Here is a 15,760-nt window from a genome sequence, read left to right as displayed (position 1 = left end):
GGTGGGCGTACCGATTCTATGGCGGCGGTACGCCCTCCGGCCGGGTATTCGGGGAGTCAGCCCACCGCGATCGGCGCGCGGTTGACCGGCCGGCGTGACCGTGCGGTGTGCTGACGCGGTACGGCTGCGGCCCGCAGCTGGGTCAGCCCGGCCCGCTGGACGAAGATCGAGCGGCGGCTGACCGCGTCGCCCGCGGCGTTGAGCTGGTAGCCGTCGAGCCAGAGCCAGCCGTCGTACGTCGGCCAGTCGAGCACCCGGATCACCCGGAAGGTGATCGGCCTGAGGAACTGCACACTGGCGGCGCGGGTCACGTGCAGAACGTCACCGGAGCGGGGAAGCACATGGGCTCCTGGGAGGATATGGCCGGCGTCGCGTGGCCGGCCGGTGCGGAACGGGAACGGTTGCGGGTCCGGCGACGGGGTTGTGCCTCGCGGGCCGGTGCTCGATGTGGTGCTGGCCGGGGGCGTACCCGCTGGTGGTGGATCGCGCCACCCGGCCATCACCCGGCTGCTCACGGGTGTTACCGCTCCCGCCGCCGCAGCCTTCGGGCGTGCAGCGGCGGGGTCATCAACCCGGGGCAGGTCTCGTGGAATCCTGCGGCCCGGGGCACCCACCCGGCCGGGCGAGCCCGGGGCGTTGATCACACCGGGAAATCGACCGGAAACGGTGAGTGACTCGAACCATACGGACAGAGTGCATCAGTGTGATGCGGGATGCAAGTTGCACGTCGACTTTTGCCGATACGTGAGGGCGACACGTGAACCGGGCGCTTGATCACGCCGACTCCGGAGCGGCACACTGGACGCGGTTCCGCCCGACGCGGCCGGCCGACGACCGGTTCCACCCCCTTGCCGCGAACGATCGCCCGCCGCCCGTCGATCGCGCCTCCGGCGGGTGTGGACGTAGGCGCGATCGACCGGAGGTAACCGGGTGAGCGCGAGGCAGCAGCTTCCCCCGTCATCGGCACCTGGGGCGATGCGATGAGCGAACGGCGGAGTCCCACCATCCGGCGTCGTCGGCTCGGGGCCGAGCTGCGCCGCCTGCGCGACGGGGCCGGCATCACCATAGAGGTCGTCGCCGAGCAGTTGGAGTGCTCCGCCTCCAAGATCTCGCGGATCGAGACCGGGCACACCTCCGCGACGCCCCGCGACGTGCGGGACATGCTCCGCATCTACGGGGTGGTCGGCGCGGAGAGCGAGGAACTGGTGCAGATCGCCCGCGAGGCGCGGCAGAAGGGGTGGTGGCACCCCTACAGCACCGTGCTCGTCGGCGCGTACGTCGGCCTGGAGGCGGCGGCCGGCCACATCCGGGCGTACGAACAGCAGGTCGTGCCCGGTCTGTTGGAGACCGAGGAGTACGCCAGCGCGATGATCCAGGCGGCCCGTCCGGACTTCACCGCCGACCAGGTGCGACAACGGGTGCGTGTCCGACTGGGCCGTCAGTCGTTGTTGACCCAGGACGATCCGGTCGATCTTTGGGTGGTGCTCGATGAGGCGGTGTTGAGTCGGCCGGTGGGCGGTGACGCGGTGATGCGTAACCAGCTCCGGCGGCTGGTGGAGGTGGCCGAACTGCCGAACGTGACGTTGCAGGTCCTGCCCTTCGAGGTGGGGGCGCACGCCGGCATGGACGGGACGTTCACCATTCTCAGCTTTCCCGAATCGGTTGATCCGGATGTCGTGTACGCGGAGAACGCCACGGGTGGGCTCTTCCTGGAGAAGAGCGACGAGCTACAGAAGTACAGCTTCATCTTCGATCACATTCGAGCAGCAGCCAGGCAGCCCGAGGAGTCCATAGCACACATCGCAGAACTGGCAGAGGAGCCGTTGTGGAAATGGCGACCAAGAGGTTCCCCGAGGACCTGACGCAGGCAACCTGGTTCAAGAGCTCAAAAAGTGGGCCGAACTGTGACAACTGCGTCGAGGTGGCTTACGTGATCGGGGCGGTCGGGGTACGGGACTCGAAGGACAAGACAGGTCCCGCCCTCGTATTCGCCCCCGGGGAATGGAACGCCTTCGTCGCCGACGCTCGGAACGGCGCGTTCGGCCAACACTGACCAACGCAGCGTGGCGTTGACCGCGGGCCGGTCGGGGGACACTCCCCGGCCGGCCCGTCGCCACTCGCGCCCCGGGTCGTTGAACCCTCGGTACGGCGCTGGTCGACGATCCGCCGCAGACGGCGGCAACCGAGCGAGGCAGGCGATACGCAGATGACGACGATCGGCTCAGACAACCTCACCCACGGCCCGGGCCGGGCCGAGCGCTTCGGCGGCAAGTACCGCAGTGTCCGCCGCGACACGATGCTCACCGAGGTGGGTGCCGGTGACATCGACTTCGATCACGACGGTGTCACCGCGCCCGAACAGGTCGGGCCGCCGATGTCGATCGACCCGAACCTGCTCGCCGAGCCGTCGCCCGCCCGGGACGCCTGGCTCACCGAGGCACCCGAATCGATGATCGACCACCCGCTGCTGCGCGGACTGCTGCTGGAGCTGCCGCCGAAGGGCAGCGTCCCGCCGCCCGGCTGGCTGGACCGGTGGTTCGAGGCGACCCGGGCGATCCTGGAACTGCTATACGTGCAGGGAGCCGGCCGCAGCCGATGAGGCGGGCAGCCCGGCCAGCGCGGGGCGGGCACCCGGCAGGGTCCGCTCGGCGAGCCGGTTGTGCCGCAGTCCGTGGCGGACCCCGATGGCGAGGACGGCCAACCCGCCGACGGTGAGCGCCACTCCGGTCACCCCGTTGCCGGCGCTCAGGTCGAGCCCGCCTGCCCGCAACAGGCCCGGCACGGCGGCCAACGCGGTCACCTGCAACGGCAGCCCGATCAGTGGGTGCCCGGCGGCGGCCCGCAGGCCGTACGGCGCGGGGGTCTCCGGCGCGGCGGTGAACGCGCCGGCTCCGGCCCGCAGCCGGCGGACCCGGCGCACCGTGCAGGCGGCCACCGCGAGTGCCGGCACCGCCACCAGCGGGAGTTGCCCGGTGGCCCGGTCGACCGGGGTGTCCCCGCCGCTGATCGTGCCGGCGGCCAACACCGTCGCGGTCAGGGCCAGCCCGGCGACCGAGAGGGCGAGCAGCCATCCGGTACGCCGGCGCAGGGCGCGGGCCCGGTCCAGCCGGGGTAGTCCGTCCGCGACGACGCCGGCGGCGAGCCAGACGGCGGCGATCGACAGCAGCACGACAAGATGCCCATCCATGGATACAGCCTTGCCCACAACGGAGGGCGGCGAATCCGGGACAGGCCCCTGTTCCCACCCCGGAGCATCCCGTAGGGGTGGCCGTGCCCCGACCGGTCGGCCCAACGGCACCGGACCGGCCGGTTCGTCGTCCCGGCCGGTCGTCCGCAGTGGACGGATCAGACCGCGAAGGTCGCCGGCCGTTCGGTGGCCGGAGCCGGCGGCCGGGCCTTCCACAGGCCGGTCTTCTGGCCGGCGAGACGGGTCAGGTAGGCCGGGTTGAGGATGACGTACCGCCGCCAGAGCCGCTTCGGCTCCAACCCGAGCCGCCAGAACCACTCCAGCCCGGCCCGTTGCATCCACGGCGGCGGCTGCCGGAGCAGGCCGGCGTGGTAGTCGAAGGCCGCGCCGACGGCCATCAGCGGCATGTCCAGCAGGGGCCGCATCGCGTACGTGAAGACCTCCTGGCGGGGGCAGCCCAGACCGACCAGGACGAGCCGGGCGCCGCTGGCCCGGATCCGGTTGGCGATCTCGACGTCCTCGCCGGGCTGCACCGCACGGAACTTCGACGGCTCCACCCCGGCGATCTTCAGCGCCGGGAACATCCGCTCCAACGCCGGGAGCAGCTTCGCCAGCGTCTCCTCGGTCGAGCCGTACAGGTAGACCGGAAGGCCCTCGTCGGCGAAGCGGCGCAGCACGTGCAGGGTCAGCGTCGGGCCGTAGACCCGGTCGGCCAGGCCGGCGTGGTGCAGCAGGTTGAGCGCCCAGCGCACCGGCTGGCCGTCCGGGGTGACCACGTCGAAGGAGTTGAGCCGGGCGTTGTGCGCCGGGTCGAGCACCCCGGTCATCACCCCGTGCACGGCCAGCGCGGTCAGCGCCAGCGGCCGGCGGTCCCGGGCCGCCGCGACGACCTGTTCGGTGGCCGAGGCGTAGTCGGTGGCGTCGACCAGGACGCCGAGGACGTTGCGCTTGCCCTGGGCGGTCATGCTCCCGGCACCCACTTGTCGACGTTGGCCTGGTAGATCTCCCGCATGATCATGGGTACGTCGTAGACCTGCTTCCAGCCCGGGTAGTCGGCCTGGAACGCCTCGTTCGAGCCGATCCACCACTTGTGGTCGCCGATCCGGTTCGCGTCGACGTACTCGGTGATCATCTCCTGGCCGGTGATCTGCTCGGCCAGCGCGAACGCCTCCCGGTTGGAGGTGTTGGAGTGCCGGCCGCCACCGAGGTTGTAGACCGCCGCCGAGCGGGGCTCCCGGAAGAACGCCTCGAACGCCGACACCACGTCCGAGCTGTGGATCGCGTCGCGGACCTGCTTGCCCTGGTAGCCGAAGATCTTGTAGGTACGACGTTCCATGTTGGCCCGCATCACGTACCCGAGGAAGCCGTGCAGCTCGGTCGCCGAGTGCGCCGGGCCGGTCAGCGTGCCGCCCCGGAAACAGGCCGTCCGCATGTCGAAGTAGCGGCCGTACTCCTGGACCATCACGTCGGCGGCGACCTTGGAGGCCCCGAAGACCGAGTGCAGGCAGGCGTCGATCGACATGTCCTCGCGGATGCCCTGCTCGTACGGGTGCCCCGGCTCGATCTCCCACCGGGTCTCCTGCTCCACCAGCGGCAGGCTGTTGGGGCGGTCGCCGTAGACCTTGTTGGTCGAGCAGTGGATCACCGGCGCGTCGATGCAGTGCTCGCGCACGTTCTGCAGGATGTTGAGGGTGCCGCCGGCGTTGACGTCGAAGTCGGTGAACGGGTCCCGCACCGCCCAGTCGTGCGACGGCTGGGCGGCGGTGTGGATCACCACGGCGATGTCCCGGCCGTACCGGGCGAAGAGCTTGCCGAGGCTGTCCCGGTCGCGGATGTCGATGCTGTGGTGCGCGTACGCCGACCCCAGCTCGTCGGTCAGCCGCCGGACGTTCCACGCGGTCGAGGCCTCGGCGCCGAAGAACTCCTGCCGCATGTCGTTGTCGATGCCGACCACGTCCAGGCCGAGCCCGGCGAAGTGCCGGACCGCCTCGGAACCGATCAGACCGCCCGACCCGGTCACCAACGCGACACTCACACGACACTCCTGGTCAAGGTAGGAGGCTGGAAAAAACCATCGGAGCATAGCCTGACGTCCGCTACGCCCCGATACGAAGTGAGGGCCCCGCAGCTGCGGAGCCCTCATCTGGTGGTGGGGATGGGGGGAGTTGAACCCCCACGTCCTTTCGGACACACGGACCTGAACCGTGCGCGTCTGCCATTCCGCCACATCCCCGTGGCACAACCGTCGAACGCGGTGTCACATGTCGACTTCGCCGTCTCCGGCGGGCCGGCAAACATGCTACCCGGTCCTGCGGTCTCGCCTCGACCGGTTACCGTTCCTGCGAGCGGTCACCCTTCGTGGCGGACGAAAGAGTAGCACGGGCGTGGGGGCCGCTCCGAACGGGCCGCCGCGCGGTGGCCGAGCGGCGCGCGAGCTGCACGCGCGCCGTCCAGATACCATCATGTCCTCGGGACCCGAGGAGGAGCCGGTGAGCGTGCTGCAACGCTTCGAGAAGCGTCTGGAAGGCCTGGTCGAAGGGGCCTTCGCCAAGGTCTTCAAAGGGGTGGTCCACCCCGTGGAGATCCTCAACGCCATGCAGCGGGAGGCCGAGGCGCACAAGGCCATCCTCGCTGGTGGCCGCACCCTGGTGCCCAACCGCTACGTGATCGATCTCTCCCCGTACGACCACAGCCGGTTGGCGCCGTACGCCGCTGCGTTGGCCCAGGAGCTGGCCCAGTCGCAGGCGGAGTTCATCGGCGAGCAGGCGTGGACGGTCTACGGCGACGTGATCGTCGAGGTCGAGCGCGGCGACGGGCTGGACACCGGCATGTTCCGGGTCACCGCCGAGGTCTACACCGGCGGCGAGGTCGCTCCGGTCTCCTCCCCCGGCGGCTACGACCCCGGCCCGCCGGCCTACCCGTCGTACGACCAGGGGGGTGGCTACGGGCCGCCGCCCGGCCACGGCGGCGGTGCGCGCAACGTCCGGCTGGTCTCCGGCGACGGCCGTACCTATCCGTTGCAGATGGGCTCGACCGTGATCGGCCGGGGCGACCAGGCCAACCTGCGCCTGCCCGACGTCGGGATCTCCAGGCGACACGCCCGGCTGGACTTCGACGGCGGCCAGGTCGTGCTGACCGACCTCGGGTCGACCAACGGCACCATGGTCAACGGCCAGCGGGTCTCGGCGGTCGCCCTGAACCCGGGCGACATGATCCAGCTCGGCACCACGACGCTGACCTTCCGCGTGGACGGCTGACCCGCCTTGCCGGAACTCGTCATCACCGTCGCCCGGTTCGGGTTCCTCATCCTGCTGTGGATCTTCGTGTTCACGGTGGTCGGTGTCATCCGTCGGGATCTCTTCGCGGGTGCCCGGTCGGGGCGGCTGGTGGCCGCGCCGCGCACGGTCGGGGCCGCCACCCAGCAGCCGCCGGCGAAGCCGGCGAAGGTGAAGCGGGGGCGGGCGGCCCACCAGCTGGTGGTCACCGCCGGCCAGCTCGCCGGCACCCGGATCACCCTCGGCGAAGCGCAGATCACCATCGGCCGGGCCGAGGACTCCACCCTCGTCATCACCGACGACTACGCATCCGCCCGGCACGCCCGGCTGGTGCCCCGGGACGGGCAGTGGTTCGTCGAGGATCTCGGTTCGACTAACGGCACGTACCTCGATCGCGCTAAGGTCACCGGACCGACCCCCGTCCCCCTCAGCGTGCCGATCCGTATCGGCCGCACCTCTCTCGAATTACGGCCATGACTCTGACCCTGCGCTATGCGGCCCACAGCGACCGCGGTCTGATCCGAGACGGAAACCAGGACTCCGTCTACGCCGGGCCGCGGCTCCTCGCCGTCGCCGACGGCATGGGCGGCATGGCCGCCGGTGACGTCGCCAGCAACATCGTCATCGGTGCCATGGCGCCGCTCGACGAGGACGTCCCGGGGGACGCGCTCGTCGACGCGCTGCGATCGGCCGTGGGCACCGCCAACCAGCAGCTCCGCGACACCGTGGACGCCAACCCGCAGCTGGAGGGGATGGGCACCACGCTCACCGCGACCCTCTTCTCGGGCAGCAAGCTCGGCATGGTCCACATCGGCGACTCGCGGGCCTACCTCCTGCGCAACGGCGAGTTCTCCCAGATCACCAAGGACGACACCTACGTCCAGATGCTCGTCGACGAGGGGCGGATCAGCGCGGAGGAGGCGAGCAGCCACCCCCAGCGCTCGCTGCTCACCCGCGCCCTCGACGGCCGGGACATCGACCCGGAATACAGCGTCCGGCAGGTGCTGCCCGGGGACCGCTACCTGATCTGTAGCGACGGCCTCTCCGGTGTGGTCAGCGCGGAGACCATCGGCGACAGCCTCCGGGAGTACACCGACCCGCAGCAGTGCGTCGAGCGGCTGGTGCAGCTCGCCCTGCGCGGCGGCGGCCCGGACAACATCACCGTGATCATCGCGGACGCCACCGACCAGGACATCGTCGAGGCGAGCCCGATCGTCGGCGGGGCCGCGGCCCGGGACCGGGGCATGGCCACCGCCGCCGACGACTCGACCCCGGCCGCCCGTGCGTCGGCGCTGTCCGCGCCGCGTCCGCCCGCGCCGGAGGAGCCGGCGGCCAACCGGGACGACGACCCGGAGCGCCCGCGCCGGCCGCTGCGCACCGCGGCGATGCTGGCGGCCCTGCTGGTCATCCTCGGTGGCGGCCTCTTCGCCGGGTGGAGCTACACCCAGCGGCAGTACTACGTCGGGGCGACCGACAGCGGGCAGCTCGCGGTCTTCCGCGGGGTCCCCGGCCAGGTGGTCGGCCTCGACCTGTCCAGCGTGCACTCGACCAGCCAGGCCAAGCTCGACGACCTCACCCCGGCCGCCCAGGAGCAGGTCAAGCAGGGCATCCAGGCCAAGAGCCGACCGGACGCGCTGCGCCGGCTGGCCGAGCTGACCAGCGACACCCCGACCAACCCGAACCTGAAGCCGGTCTGCCCGCCGGTGCCGTCGTTGGTCACCGGCTCACCTGTGCCGGCGAACCCGTCGACGCCGGTCGTCCCGGGCTCACCCAGCCCTGACGTGACCGGGGTCCCGGGTGCCAACGGCACTCCCACGCCGCCCACCACACCCGACGCCTCGGCCTCCGACGCGGTTCCGCCGGCCGGAGACCCGGCGGGCTGCCGGTCGCCCGAGTGACCGTCGGCTGAGATCCGAGGGACACCTCCTTGACCGCAGCGGCCCACCCGGTAGTCTCGCCCGCCACGACGGGCGAGCGGCCCGGCGTACGTTTGTCGCGGTCCCGGCGTAACGCCGAACTGTCCCTGCTGGTGCTGGCGATGGTGCTGGTGGCCGCGTACGGGGCGATCGTCGAGGCCAACCTGCTCGACACCGTCACCCGCGACTTCTGGATGCCTGCCGCCGCGCTCGGGCTGGTCTTCCTCGGGATGCACCTGGTGATCAGGTGGCGGGCGCCGTTCGCCGATCCGGCCCTGCTCCCGGCGGTCGCCCTGCTCAACGGCATCGGGGTGGGCTTCCTGCGCCGGCTCGACCTCGGCAAGGCCGCCCCGGCCGAGCGGGAGACGCTCGCCATCTTCGCCGGCACCGGCGGGCGGCAGTTGGCCTGGACGCTGGCGGCGGTGATCCTGGCCGCCGGCCTGCTGGTGCTGATGCGCGACCACCGGGCGGTCTCCCGGTACGCGTACACCCTGGGGTTGGCCGGCATCGTGCTGGTGATGATCCCGGCGGTGCTGCCCGGCCGGTTCTCCGAGATCAACGGCGCGAAGCTGTGGATCAGGGTGGGCGGGTTCAGCATCCAGCCCGGTGAGTTCGCCAAGCTGGCGCTGCTGGTCTTCTTCGCCTACTACCTGGTCCGCAAGCGTGAGGTGCTCTCACTGGCCAGCCGCCGCATCCTCGGCATCGACTTCCCGCGCGGGCGGGATCTCGGCCCGGTGCTCGGGGTGTGGATGATCAGTCTGCTGGTCCTGGTCTTCGAGAAGGACCTCGGCACCTCGCTGCTCTACTTCGGCATGTTCGTGGTGACCCTCTACATCGCCACCGAACGGGTCAGTTGGCTGCTGATCGGTCTGGTCCTCTTCTTCGGCGGCGCCTACCTCGCGTACGTGCTCGGCGGCACGGTGGGTGGGCCGTTCGCCAACTTCTACACCCGTGCCGAAATCTGGCTCGACCCGTTCGCCGAGCCGTACGACCGGGGTTACCAGTTGGTGCAGGGGCTGCTCGGCCTGGGCAGCGGGGGCCTGTTCGGCTCCGGGCCGGGCGCCGGGGAGCCGCTGGAGATCCCCGAGGTGCAGAACGACTTCATCTTCGCCGGCATCGGTGAGGAGATCGGCCTGTTCGGGTTGACCGCCCTGCTGGTGGTCTACCTGCTCATCGTCGAGCGGGGGCTGCGGGCCGGGCTGGCGGTGCGGGACTCGTTCGGCAAGCTGGTCGCCGGTGGGCTCGCCTTCACCCTGGGCCTGCAGGTCTTCGTGATCGTCGGCGGTATCAGCAAGCTCATCCCGCTGACCGGTCAGACCACCCCGTTCCTGTCCGCCGGTGGCTCGTCGCTGATGGCGAACTGGCTGCTCATCGCGGTGCTGCTGCGCATCTCCGACGCCGCCCGGCGGCCGGTGGCCCAGGGCGGCGGCCCGGCGGGCCGGCCCGGTGGCGGGCCGCCGGAACAGCTGCACGGTGCTCCCACGGAGGTGATCCGCCCGTGAACGCGCCCCTGCGCCGCGTCGGCGTCGTCGTCATGGTCCTGTTCGGGCTGCTCTTCGCCAACCTGAACTGGATCCAGGCCTACAAGGCGGACGAGTACCGCAACAGCGACTACAACGGCCGGGTCCAGGTGGCCGAGTACGAGCGTCGGCGGGGCAACATCGAGGCCGGCGGTACCGCCGTGGCCACCAGCAAGGAGACCGGCGGCAAGCTGAAGTTCCAGCGCACCTACCCCGGCGGGTCGAAGTACGCGCACGTGCTCGGCTACAAGCCGGTCAACCTGGGCGACACCGGCATCGAACGGCTGGAGAACGACTTCCTCGCCGGCACCAGCGACGCCCTGCTCGGCAACCGGATCAAGGACATGTTCACCGGCGACGAGAGCGGTGGCGGCAACGTGCTGCTGAGCATCTCCAAGCGCGCCCAGGACACCGCCTACGAGCAGTTGCGTAACAACCGCAACGGGGTCAAGAAGGGCGCAGCGATCGCCATCGACCCGCGTACCGGTGCGATTCAGGCGCTCGTCTCGATGCCCGGCTTCGACCCGAACCCGCTGGCCGACCACGACACCAACGTGGCCTCGGCGGCGTACAACAAGTACGAGCAGGACCCGGACGGCCCGCTGAAGAACCGGGCGCTGTCGGAGGTCCTGCCGCCCGGCTCCACCTTCAAGATCGTGATCGCCGCCGCCGCGCTGGAGAACGGGGTCGGCAAGGACACCGAGATCCCGGCCGGGGCGAGCTGGACCCCGCCGACCTCGGGCACGCCGATCCGCAACGCCGCCGCGTCGATCTGCCCGGAGGCGCAGGTCACCCTGATCGACGCGGTCACCGAGTCGTGCAACACCGGCTTCGCCCAGCTCGGCGTCCGGCTCGGCGCGGACACGGTGAAGGAGAAGGCCCGCCAGTTCGGCTTCGAGCAGGACGACCTCACCGTCGGGCAGCTCGGCGAGGGGGGCCTGCCGGTGGCGGCCAGCCGCACCGGCGACATGCAGAACCCCGACGGCGGCACCGACCCGGCCGCGCTGGCCCAGTCCTCGATCGGCCAGAACAACGTGCGGATGACCCCGTTGCAGGGGGCGCTGATCGCCGGCTCGGTCGCCAACAAGGGCCGGCAGATGCGTCCCTACCTGGTCAAGCAGCTGCTCGGGCCGGACCGCACCACCAGCTACTACAACGCCCAGCCCCGGGAACTGCGCCAGCCGGTCAGCGGCCAGGTCGCCGACGACCTGCGGGACATGATGGTCAGCGTGGTGAGGAACGGCACCGGCAGTTCGGCGGCCATCGACGGCTACACCGTCGGCGGCAAGACCGGCACCGCCCAGTCCGCCCCGGACCGGCCCGACCACGGCTGGTTCATCGGCTTCGCCCTGGACAAGAACGGCAACGCCGTCTCCGCGGTCTGCGTGGAGCTGGAGCAGGCGGGCAGCGGCGGCAGCGCCGAGGCCGCCCGGATCGGTGGCAAGATCATGCAGGCGGCCATCGCCGATGCGGGGGGCCGCTGACATGCTCAGCCCCGGGGTGCAGCTCGGCAACCGCTACCGTCTCGACGAGCGGATCGCCAGCGGCGGCATGGGCGACGTCTGGCGCGGCACCGACCAGGTGCTGGGCCGTACGGTGGCGGTGAAGAGCCTGCTCCCGGCGCTGCTCGACGAGCCCGGCTTCGCCGAACGCTTCCGCGGCGAGGCGCGCACCATGGCCACCATCAACCACCCCGGCGTGGTCGACGTGTACGACTTCGGCAGCGACCAGCAGATCGCCTTCCTGGTCATGGAGTACGTCGAGGGTGACGCCCTGTCGGCGACGCTCAGCCGGGTCGGCCGGCTCACCCCGGCCCGGACGATGGCCCTGCTCGCCCAGGCCGCCGACGCCCTGCACGCCGCCCACGAGAAGGGCATCGTGCACCGCGACGTCAAGCCGGGCAACCTGCTCGTCCGGCCGAACGGCACGCTGGTGCTCACCGACTTCGGCATCGCCCGGTCCGAGCTGGTCGGCCAGCTCACCGCCGCCGGGTCGGTGCTCGGCACCGCCTCGTACATCTCCCCCGAGCAGGCCACCGGCGCCACCGCCACGCCCGCCTCCGACGTGTACGCGCTCGGTGTGGTGGCCTACCAGTGCCTCGCCGGCCGGCGGCCCTTCGAGGGGGACAACCCGCTCGAAATCGCGATGAAGCACGTGCGGGACACTCCCCGGCCGCTGCCCGGCGACATTCCGCCGCAGGTCAAGGCGATCGTGGAGCGGGCAATGGCCAAGGAGCCGGGCCACCGCTGGCCGAGCGCCGCCGCCCTGGCCTCCGTCGCCCGGCAGGCCAAGCAGGCCCTCTCCCAGCAGGCCCGCGCCGGTAACGGTGGGCATCCCGGCCCGGTCTCCGGTGGCCCGGTCTCCGGGGCACCGGCCTCCCCGGCCGGCCCGATGGCCCGCGCCCAGGTGCCGGGCGTACCCCGGCAGCAGCCCGGCGTGCCGGCGCACCCGCACCGGCCGGCGGTGAGCGGGCAGGCGCGGCCCCCGGTCGGTGGGCAGGCCCGGCCGCCGATGGGTGGGCAGGCCCGGCCGCCGGTCGCCGCCCGGCACCCGCAGCCGCCGGTGACCCCGCAGCGTCCGCCGGTCCAGGCCACCCCGATGACCCGGCCCTATCCGCAGCAGCTCCGGGGGGCGGCCTCGGTGCCGCCCGCCCAGCTGCGCGCCGACCGGCCCGTGTACGCCCGACAGCCCCTGCCACCCCCCGCCCCACCTGCCCGTTCCCGGTCCGGCATGGTGACCCTGGCGATCCTGCTGGCGGTGCTGGTGCTGGTCTGCTCCGGTGTGCTCGCCTACGCGGCGCGGCAGCGGACGAGCACCGGCGACCCCGGTACGTCGGGCACGACGTCCGGCGCGCTGAGTGCCCTCGGACGCGACGATCCGGCCGGGACGTCGTACCGTCGGGTGGTACGGCTCGGACCGGATGCCGGCGAGACGACGACGAGCGAAGGACGACGAACGCGATGACAGCCCAGGCCCGCCTGCTCGGTGGCAGGTACCAGGTCGGCGAGCTGCTCGGTTACGGCGGCATGGCCGAGGTGCACCGCGGTCGGGACCTCCGGCTCGGTCGGGACGTCGCGATCAAGATGCTCCGGACGGACCTGGCCCGGGACGCCACCTTCCAGATGCGGTTCCGTCGGGAGGCGCAGAACGCCGCCTCGCTGAACCACCCGGCGATCGTCGCCGTCTACGACACCGGTGAGGAGACCGCCCCGACCGGGGAGACCCTCCCGTTCATCGTGATGGAGTTCGTGAACGGGCGGACCCTCAAGGAGGTCCTCGGCGTCGAGGGGCGGCTCCAGCCGCGCCGGGCGCTGGAGATCTGCGCCGACATGTGCGCGGCCCTGGAGTTCAGCCACCGGCACGGGATCATCCACCGCGACATCAAGCCCGGTAATGTGATGCTCACCCAGACCGGCCAGGTCAAGGTGATGGACTTCGGCATCGCCCGCGCGCTGGCCAGCGGTGCCACCACGATGACGCAGACCAGCGCGGTGATCGGCACGGCCCAGTACCTCTCCCCCGAGCAGGCGCGCGGTGAGGCCGTCGACGCCCGCTCCGACGTCTACGCCGCCGGCTGCGTGCTGTTCGAGCTGGTCTGCGGCCACCCGCCGTTCGTCGGCGACAGTCCGGTCAGCGTGGCGTACCAGCACGTGCGGGAGGCCCCGCCGACGCCGAGCGACATCAACCCGGACGTCACCCCGGCGATCGACGCGATCGTGCTCAAGGCACTGTCGAAGAACCCGCTCAACCGCTACCAGAGCGCCGGTGAGATGCGGGCCGACCTGCTCCGCGCCGCCGCCGGCCGGCCGGTGATGGCCACCCCCGTCCTGAGCCAGGACGAGACGACCCCGATGGCCGCGGCGGCGAGCGGCTACCCGACCCAGGTGGTCGGCCAGCAGACCCGGCAGATTCCGGCCCGGGTCGGCGACCCGCAGCGGCGCAAGAGTTCGGCCTGGGTGATCGCGGCGTTCGCGGCGGTCGGCGTCCTGGCGGTGATCGCCCTGGTCGCGGCGCTGCTGATGAACGGCCAGGAGCCGAAGAAGAGCCCGGTGCCCAACCTGGCGGGCAAGACGCAGGACGTGGCGTTCGCCGAGATCCGCAATTCCGGCCTGGTGCCGGCGACCGGCGACCAGGTCTTCGACAGCACCTGCAAGGTGGGCACGGTGGTCAGGCAGGACCCGCCGGCCGGCACCGCGCTGGAGGAGAACGGCCAGGTGACGGTGAGCCTCTGCGGCGGCAAGCCCGAGGTCAGCATCCCCAACGGCCTCAAGGGCAGCAAGGTCGAGAGCGCCGAGACCCGGCTCAAGGACGAGAAGTTCAGGGTCAAGGTGGTGACGAAGGACAGCGAGGAGAGCGAGGACATCGTCCTCGACGTCGCCCCGCCCGAGGGCGAGAAGGTGCCGGAGGGCACCGAGGTGACCCTCACCGTCTCCCGGGGCAACGTCCGTGAGGTGCCGGACGTCAAGGACCTCAGCCAGACGGAGGCCACCCGGACCCTGGAGAACGCCGGTTTCAAGGTCAACCCGGAACTCGGTTCGGAGGTTCCGGCCGACGAGGCCGGCAAGGTGCAGAGCCAGAACCCGAAGGCCGGCACCAAGAAGGCCAAGGGGAGCACGGTCACCATCGTGGTGAGCGTGCCGGAGGTGACCGAGTCGCCGACGCCGCCGACGCCGACCACGCCGGCGCCGACCACCACGCCGCCCGGCGACGGCACGGGGGGCGGGTTCCCGCTACCCACCCCACCGTTCCGCAGCAACGACGACTGACCCGTATCGCCCGTCGTGCCGGGCCCGGTCCGTAGGGGCCGAGCCCGCCTCTTTCGGGAGCCGCGGCGGGCGCGGGTCGGGACGGACATCCGTCGGGGACGGCGGGCACGGATCTGCCGACGGGACGGGGCGGACAGGACGGGAGCCGGCGCGGCGACCCGTCAGAGGGTGGCGAAGGCGGCCCGGCGGCGGGCGTCGACCTCGGCGGCCAGCTCCGGGGCGCGTTCCAGCGCCTCCGGGTGGCCGCAGGCGGCGACCCAGTTGGCCAGCATCAGGTGGCCGCCCTCGGTGAGCACCGACTCCGGGTGGAACTGCACCCCCTCGATGGGCAGCGTCCGGTGCCGCATCGCCATCACCACGCCGGAGGCCGTCCAGCCGGTGACCTCCAGCTCGTCGGGCAGCGTCTCGGGTAGCACCGCAAGCGAGTGGTAGCGGGTGGCGGTGAACGGGTCGGGCAGGCCGGCCAGCACCCCGACCGAGTGGTGTCGCACCTCGGAGGTCTTGCCGTGCAGCAGCTCGGGCGCCCGGGTGACGGTGCCGCCGAACGCCTCCCCGATCGCCTGGTGGCCCAGGCAGACGCCGAAGATCGGCAGCTCGCCGGCGTACCGGTGGATGACGTCGAGGCAGATGCCGGCGCGGTCCGGGCTGCCCGGCCCCGGCGAGAGCAGGATGCCGGCGGCGCTGACCCGGCCGACCTCGGCGACGTCGATCTCGTCGTTGCGCCGGACCTCGCACTCCACGCCGAGCTGCCCCAGATACTGCACGAGGTTGAACACGAAGGAGTCGTAGTTGTCGATCACGAGGACACGCATGGGCTCACCGGCTTGGGGAGGGGGCGGGTGGGGTGTTGTTCTGGTCGGTGTCGTACGGCAGGTCGTGCCCGTCACCGGCCGGCGCGTCCGGGTCGACGGCGGAGTCGCCGCCCGGATTGCCGGAGTCCTGGGTGACCTGCACGTCGTCGAAGGGCAGCAGCGGCTCGGCCCAGGGGAACACCACGTACCAGAGCAGCGCCACCGTCGCGGTGGCGATCAGCACCGAGCCGAGCAGCTTGCCGGGCAGCCCGAAGGGCAGCTTGCGCCAGATCCAGGAGTACATC

General features: G+C 71.6%; 16 protein-coding genes and 1 tRNA gene. 10 read left to right on the top strand and 7 right to left on the bottom strand.

What is annotated here, in order from left to right; genetic code table 11:
* Positions 1 to 56: 56 nt before the first annotated feature.
* Positions 57 to 341 carry a hypothetical protein gene (locus ACWCHM_RS28230; protein ID WP_088645737.1) on the bottom strand — a complete coding sequence of 95 codons (285 nt, stop codon included), beginning with the start codon at positions 339 to 341 and terminating at the stop codon, positions 57 to 59.
* Positions 342 to 980: 639 nt separating this feature from the next.
* Between ACWCHM_RS28230 and ACWCHM_RS28225 the strand changes: the two genes are divergently transcribed.
* The 3 genes from ACWCHM_RS28225 to ACWCHM_RS28215 all read left to right on the top strand — a co-directional run bounded on the left by ACWCHM_RS28225 (position 981) and on the right by ACWCHM_RS28215 (position 2,599).
* Positions 981 to 1,862, top strand: a complete 882-nt coding sequence (locus tag ACWCHM_RS28225; RefSeq protein ID WP_204958415.1) for a helix-turn-helix domain-containing protein — start codon at positions 981 to 983, stop codon at positions 1,860 to 1,862.
* Positions 1,832 to 2,053 carry a DUF397 domain-containing protein gene (locus ACWCHM_RS28220; protein WP_091253343.1) on the top strand — a complete coding sequence of 74 codons (222 nt, stop codon included), beginning with the start codon at positions 1,832 to 1,834 and terminating at the stop codon, positions 2,051 to 2,053. Before ACWCHM_RS28225 ends, ACWCHM_RS28220 begins: the two co-directional genes overlap by 31 nt.
* Before the next feature lie 153 nt (positions 2,054 to 2,206).
* Complete coding sequence (locus ACWCHM_RS28215) at positions 2,207 to 2,599, top strand: hypothetical protein (RefSeq protein WP_454220477.1); 393 nt, start codon at positions 2,207 to 2,209, stop codon at positions 2,597 to 2,599.
* On the opposite strand, the gene ACWCHM_RS28210 is transcribed toward ACWCHM_RS28215, so the two are convergent.
* From ACWCHM_RS28210 to ACWCHM_RS28195, 4 genes are all read right to left on the bottom strand, one after another.
* The gene (locus tag ACWCHM_RS28210; protein ID WP_454220475.1) at positions 2,567 to 3,187 is read right to left on the bottom strand and encodes a hypothetical protein; all 621 of its coding nucleotides are present in this window, start codon (positions 3,185 to 3,187) and stop codon (positions 2,567 to 2,569) included. The genes ACWCHM_RS28215 and ACWCHM_RS28210 overlap by 33 nt on opposite strands.
* 158 nt (positions 3,188 to 3,345) lie before the next feature.
* Entirely contained in the window at positions 3,346 to 4,152 is an 807-nt protein-coding gene (locus ACWCHM_RS28205; RefSeq protein WP_454220474.1) for a WecB/TagA/CpsF family glycosyltransferase, read from the bottom strand.
* Positions 4,149 to 5,270 carry an NAD-dependent epimerase/dehydratase family protein gene (locus ACWCHM_RS28200; RefSeq protein WP_421489733.1) on the bottom strand — a complete coding sequence of 374 codons (1,122 nt, stop codon included), beginning with the start codon at positions 5,268 to 5,270 and terminating at the stop codon, positions 4,149 to 4,151. The genes ACWCHM_RS28205 and ACWCHM_RS28200 overlap by 4 nt, the downstream gene beginning before the upstream one ends.
* Positions 5,271 to 5,334: 64 nt before the next feature.
* Positions 5,335 to 5,420 (bottom strand) — tRNA-Leu (locus tag ACWCHM_RS28195).
* A 229-nt stretch (positions 5,421 to 5,649) separates the two neighbouring features.
* On the opposite strand from ACWCHM_RS28195, the gene ACWCHM_RS28190 reads away from it, so the two are divergent.
* The 7 genes from ACWCHM_RS28190 to pknB are packed head-to-tail and all read left to right on the top strand — an operon-like array spanning position 5,650 to position 14,664.
* Positions 5,650 to 6,444: an FhaA domain-containing protein gene (locus ACWCHM_RS28190; protein ID WP_204958420.1), complete on the top strand. Its 795-nt coding sequence runs from the start codon at positions 5,650 to 5,652 to the stop codon at positions 6,442 to 6,444.
* Positions 6,445 to 6,450: 6 nt separating this feature from the next.
* Entirely contained in the window at positions 6,451 to 6,939 is a 489-nt protein-coding gene (locus ACWCHM_RS28185; protein ID WP_204958421.1) for an FHA domain-containing protein FhaB/FipA, read from the top strand.
* Complete coding sequence (locus ACWCHM_RS28180; RefSeq protein ID WP_204958422.1) at positions 6,936 to 8,360, top strand: PP2C family protein-serine/threonine phosphatase; 1,425 nt, start codon at positions 6,936 to 6,938, stop codon at positions 8,358 to 8,360. Before ACWCHM_RS28185 ends, ACWCHM_RS28180 begins: the two co-directional genes overlap by 4 nt.
* A gap of 29 nt (positions 8,361 to 8,389) precedes the next feature.
* A complete protein-coding gene (locus ACWCHM_RS28175; protein ID WP_372445970.1) occupies positions 8,390 to 9,880 on the top strand; it encodes an FtsW/RodA/SpoVE family cell cycle protein in 1,491 nt (496 codons plus the stop codon).
* Complete coding sequence (locus tag ACWCHM_RS28170; RefSeq protein WP_281901542.1) at positions 9,877 to 11,382, top strand: peptidoglycan D,D-transpeptidase FtsI family protein; 1,506 nt, start codon at positions 9,877 to 9,879, stop codon at positions 11,380 to 11,382. The genes ACWCHM_RS28175 and ACWCHM_RS28170 overlap by 4 nt, the downstream gene beginning before the upstream one ends.
* A 1-nt stretch (position 11,383) precedes the next feature.
* Positions 11,384 to 12,862: a serine/threonine-protein kinase gene (locus tag ACWCHM_RS28165; RefSeq protein WP_204958937.1), complete on the top strand. Its 1,479-nt coding sequence runs from the start codon at positions 11,384 to 11,386 to the stop codon at positions 12,860 to 12,862.
* Complete coding sequence (gene pknB / locus ACWCHM_RS28160; RefSeq protein ID WP_204958424.1) at positions 12,859 to 14,664, top strand: Stk1 family PASTA domain-containing Ser/Thr kinase; 1,806 nt, start codon at positions 12,859 to 12,861, stop codon at positions 14,662 to 14,664. The genes ACWCHM_RS28165 and pknB overlap by 4 nt, the downstream gene beginning before the upstream one ends.
* A 161-nt stretch (positions 14,665 to 14,825) precedes the next feature.
* Here the strand turns inward: pknB and ACWCHM_RS28155 are convergent, their stop codons facing one another.
* Positions 14,826 to 15,476, bottom strand: a complete 651-nt coding sequence (locus ACWCHM_RS28155) for an aminodeoxychorismate/anthranilate synthase component II (protein WP_454220472.1) — start codon at positions 15,474 to 15,476, stop codon at positions 14,826 to 14,828.
* Positions 15,477 to 15,480: 4 nt separating this feature from the next.
* On the bottom strand, positions 15,481 to 15,759 hold the full coding sequence (locus ACWCHM_RS28150) for a hypothetical protein (RefSeq protein ID WP_204958426.1): 279 nt from the start codon (positions 15,757 to 15,759) through the stop codon (positions 15,481 to 15,483).
* Position 15,760: the final 1 nt, after the last annotated feature.

The organism is Micromonospora sp. SCSIO 07396 (genome assembly GCF_053667945.1).
The sequence above is the reverse complement of the archived record's forward strand: the minus strand, read 5'-3'. Positions and strand labels throughout refer to the sequence as shown.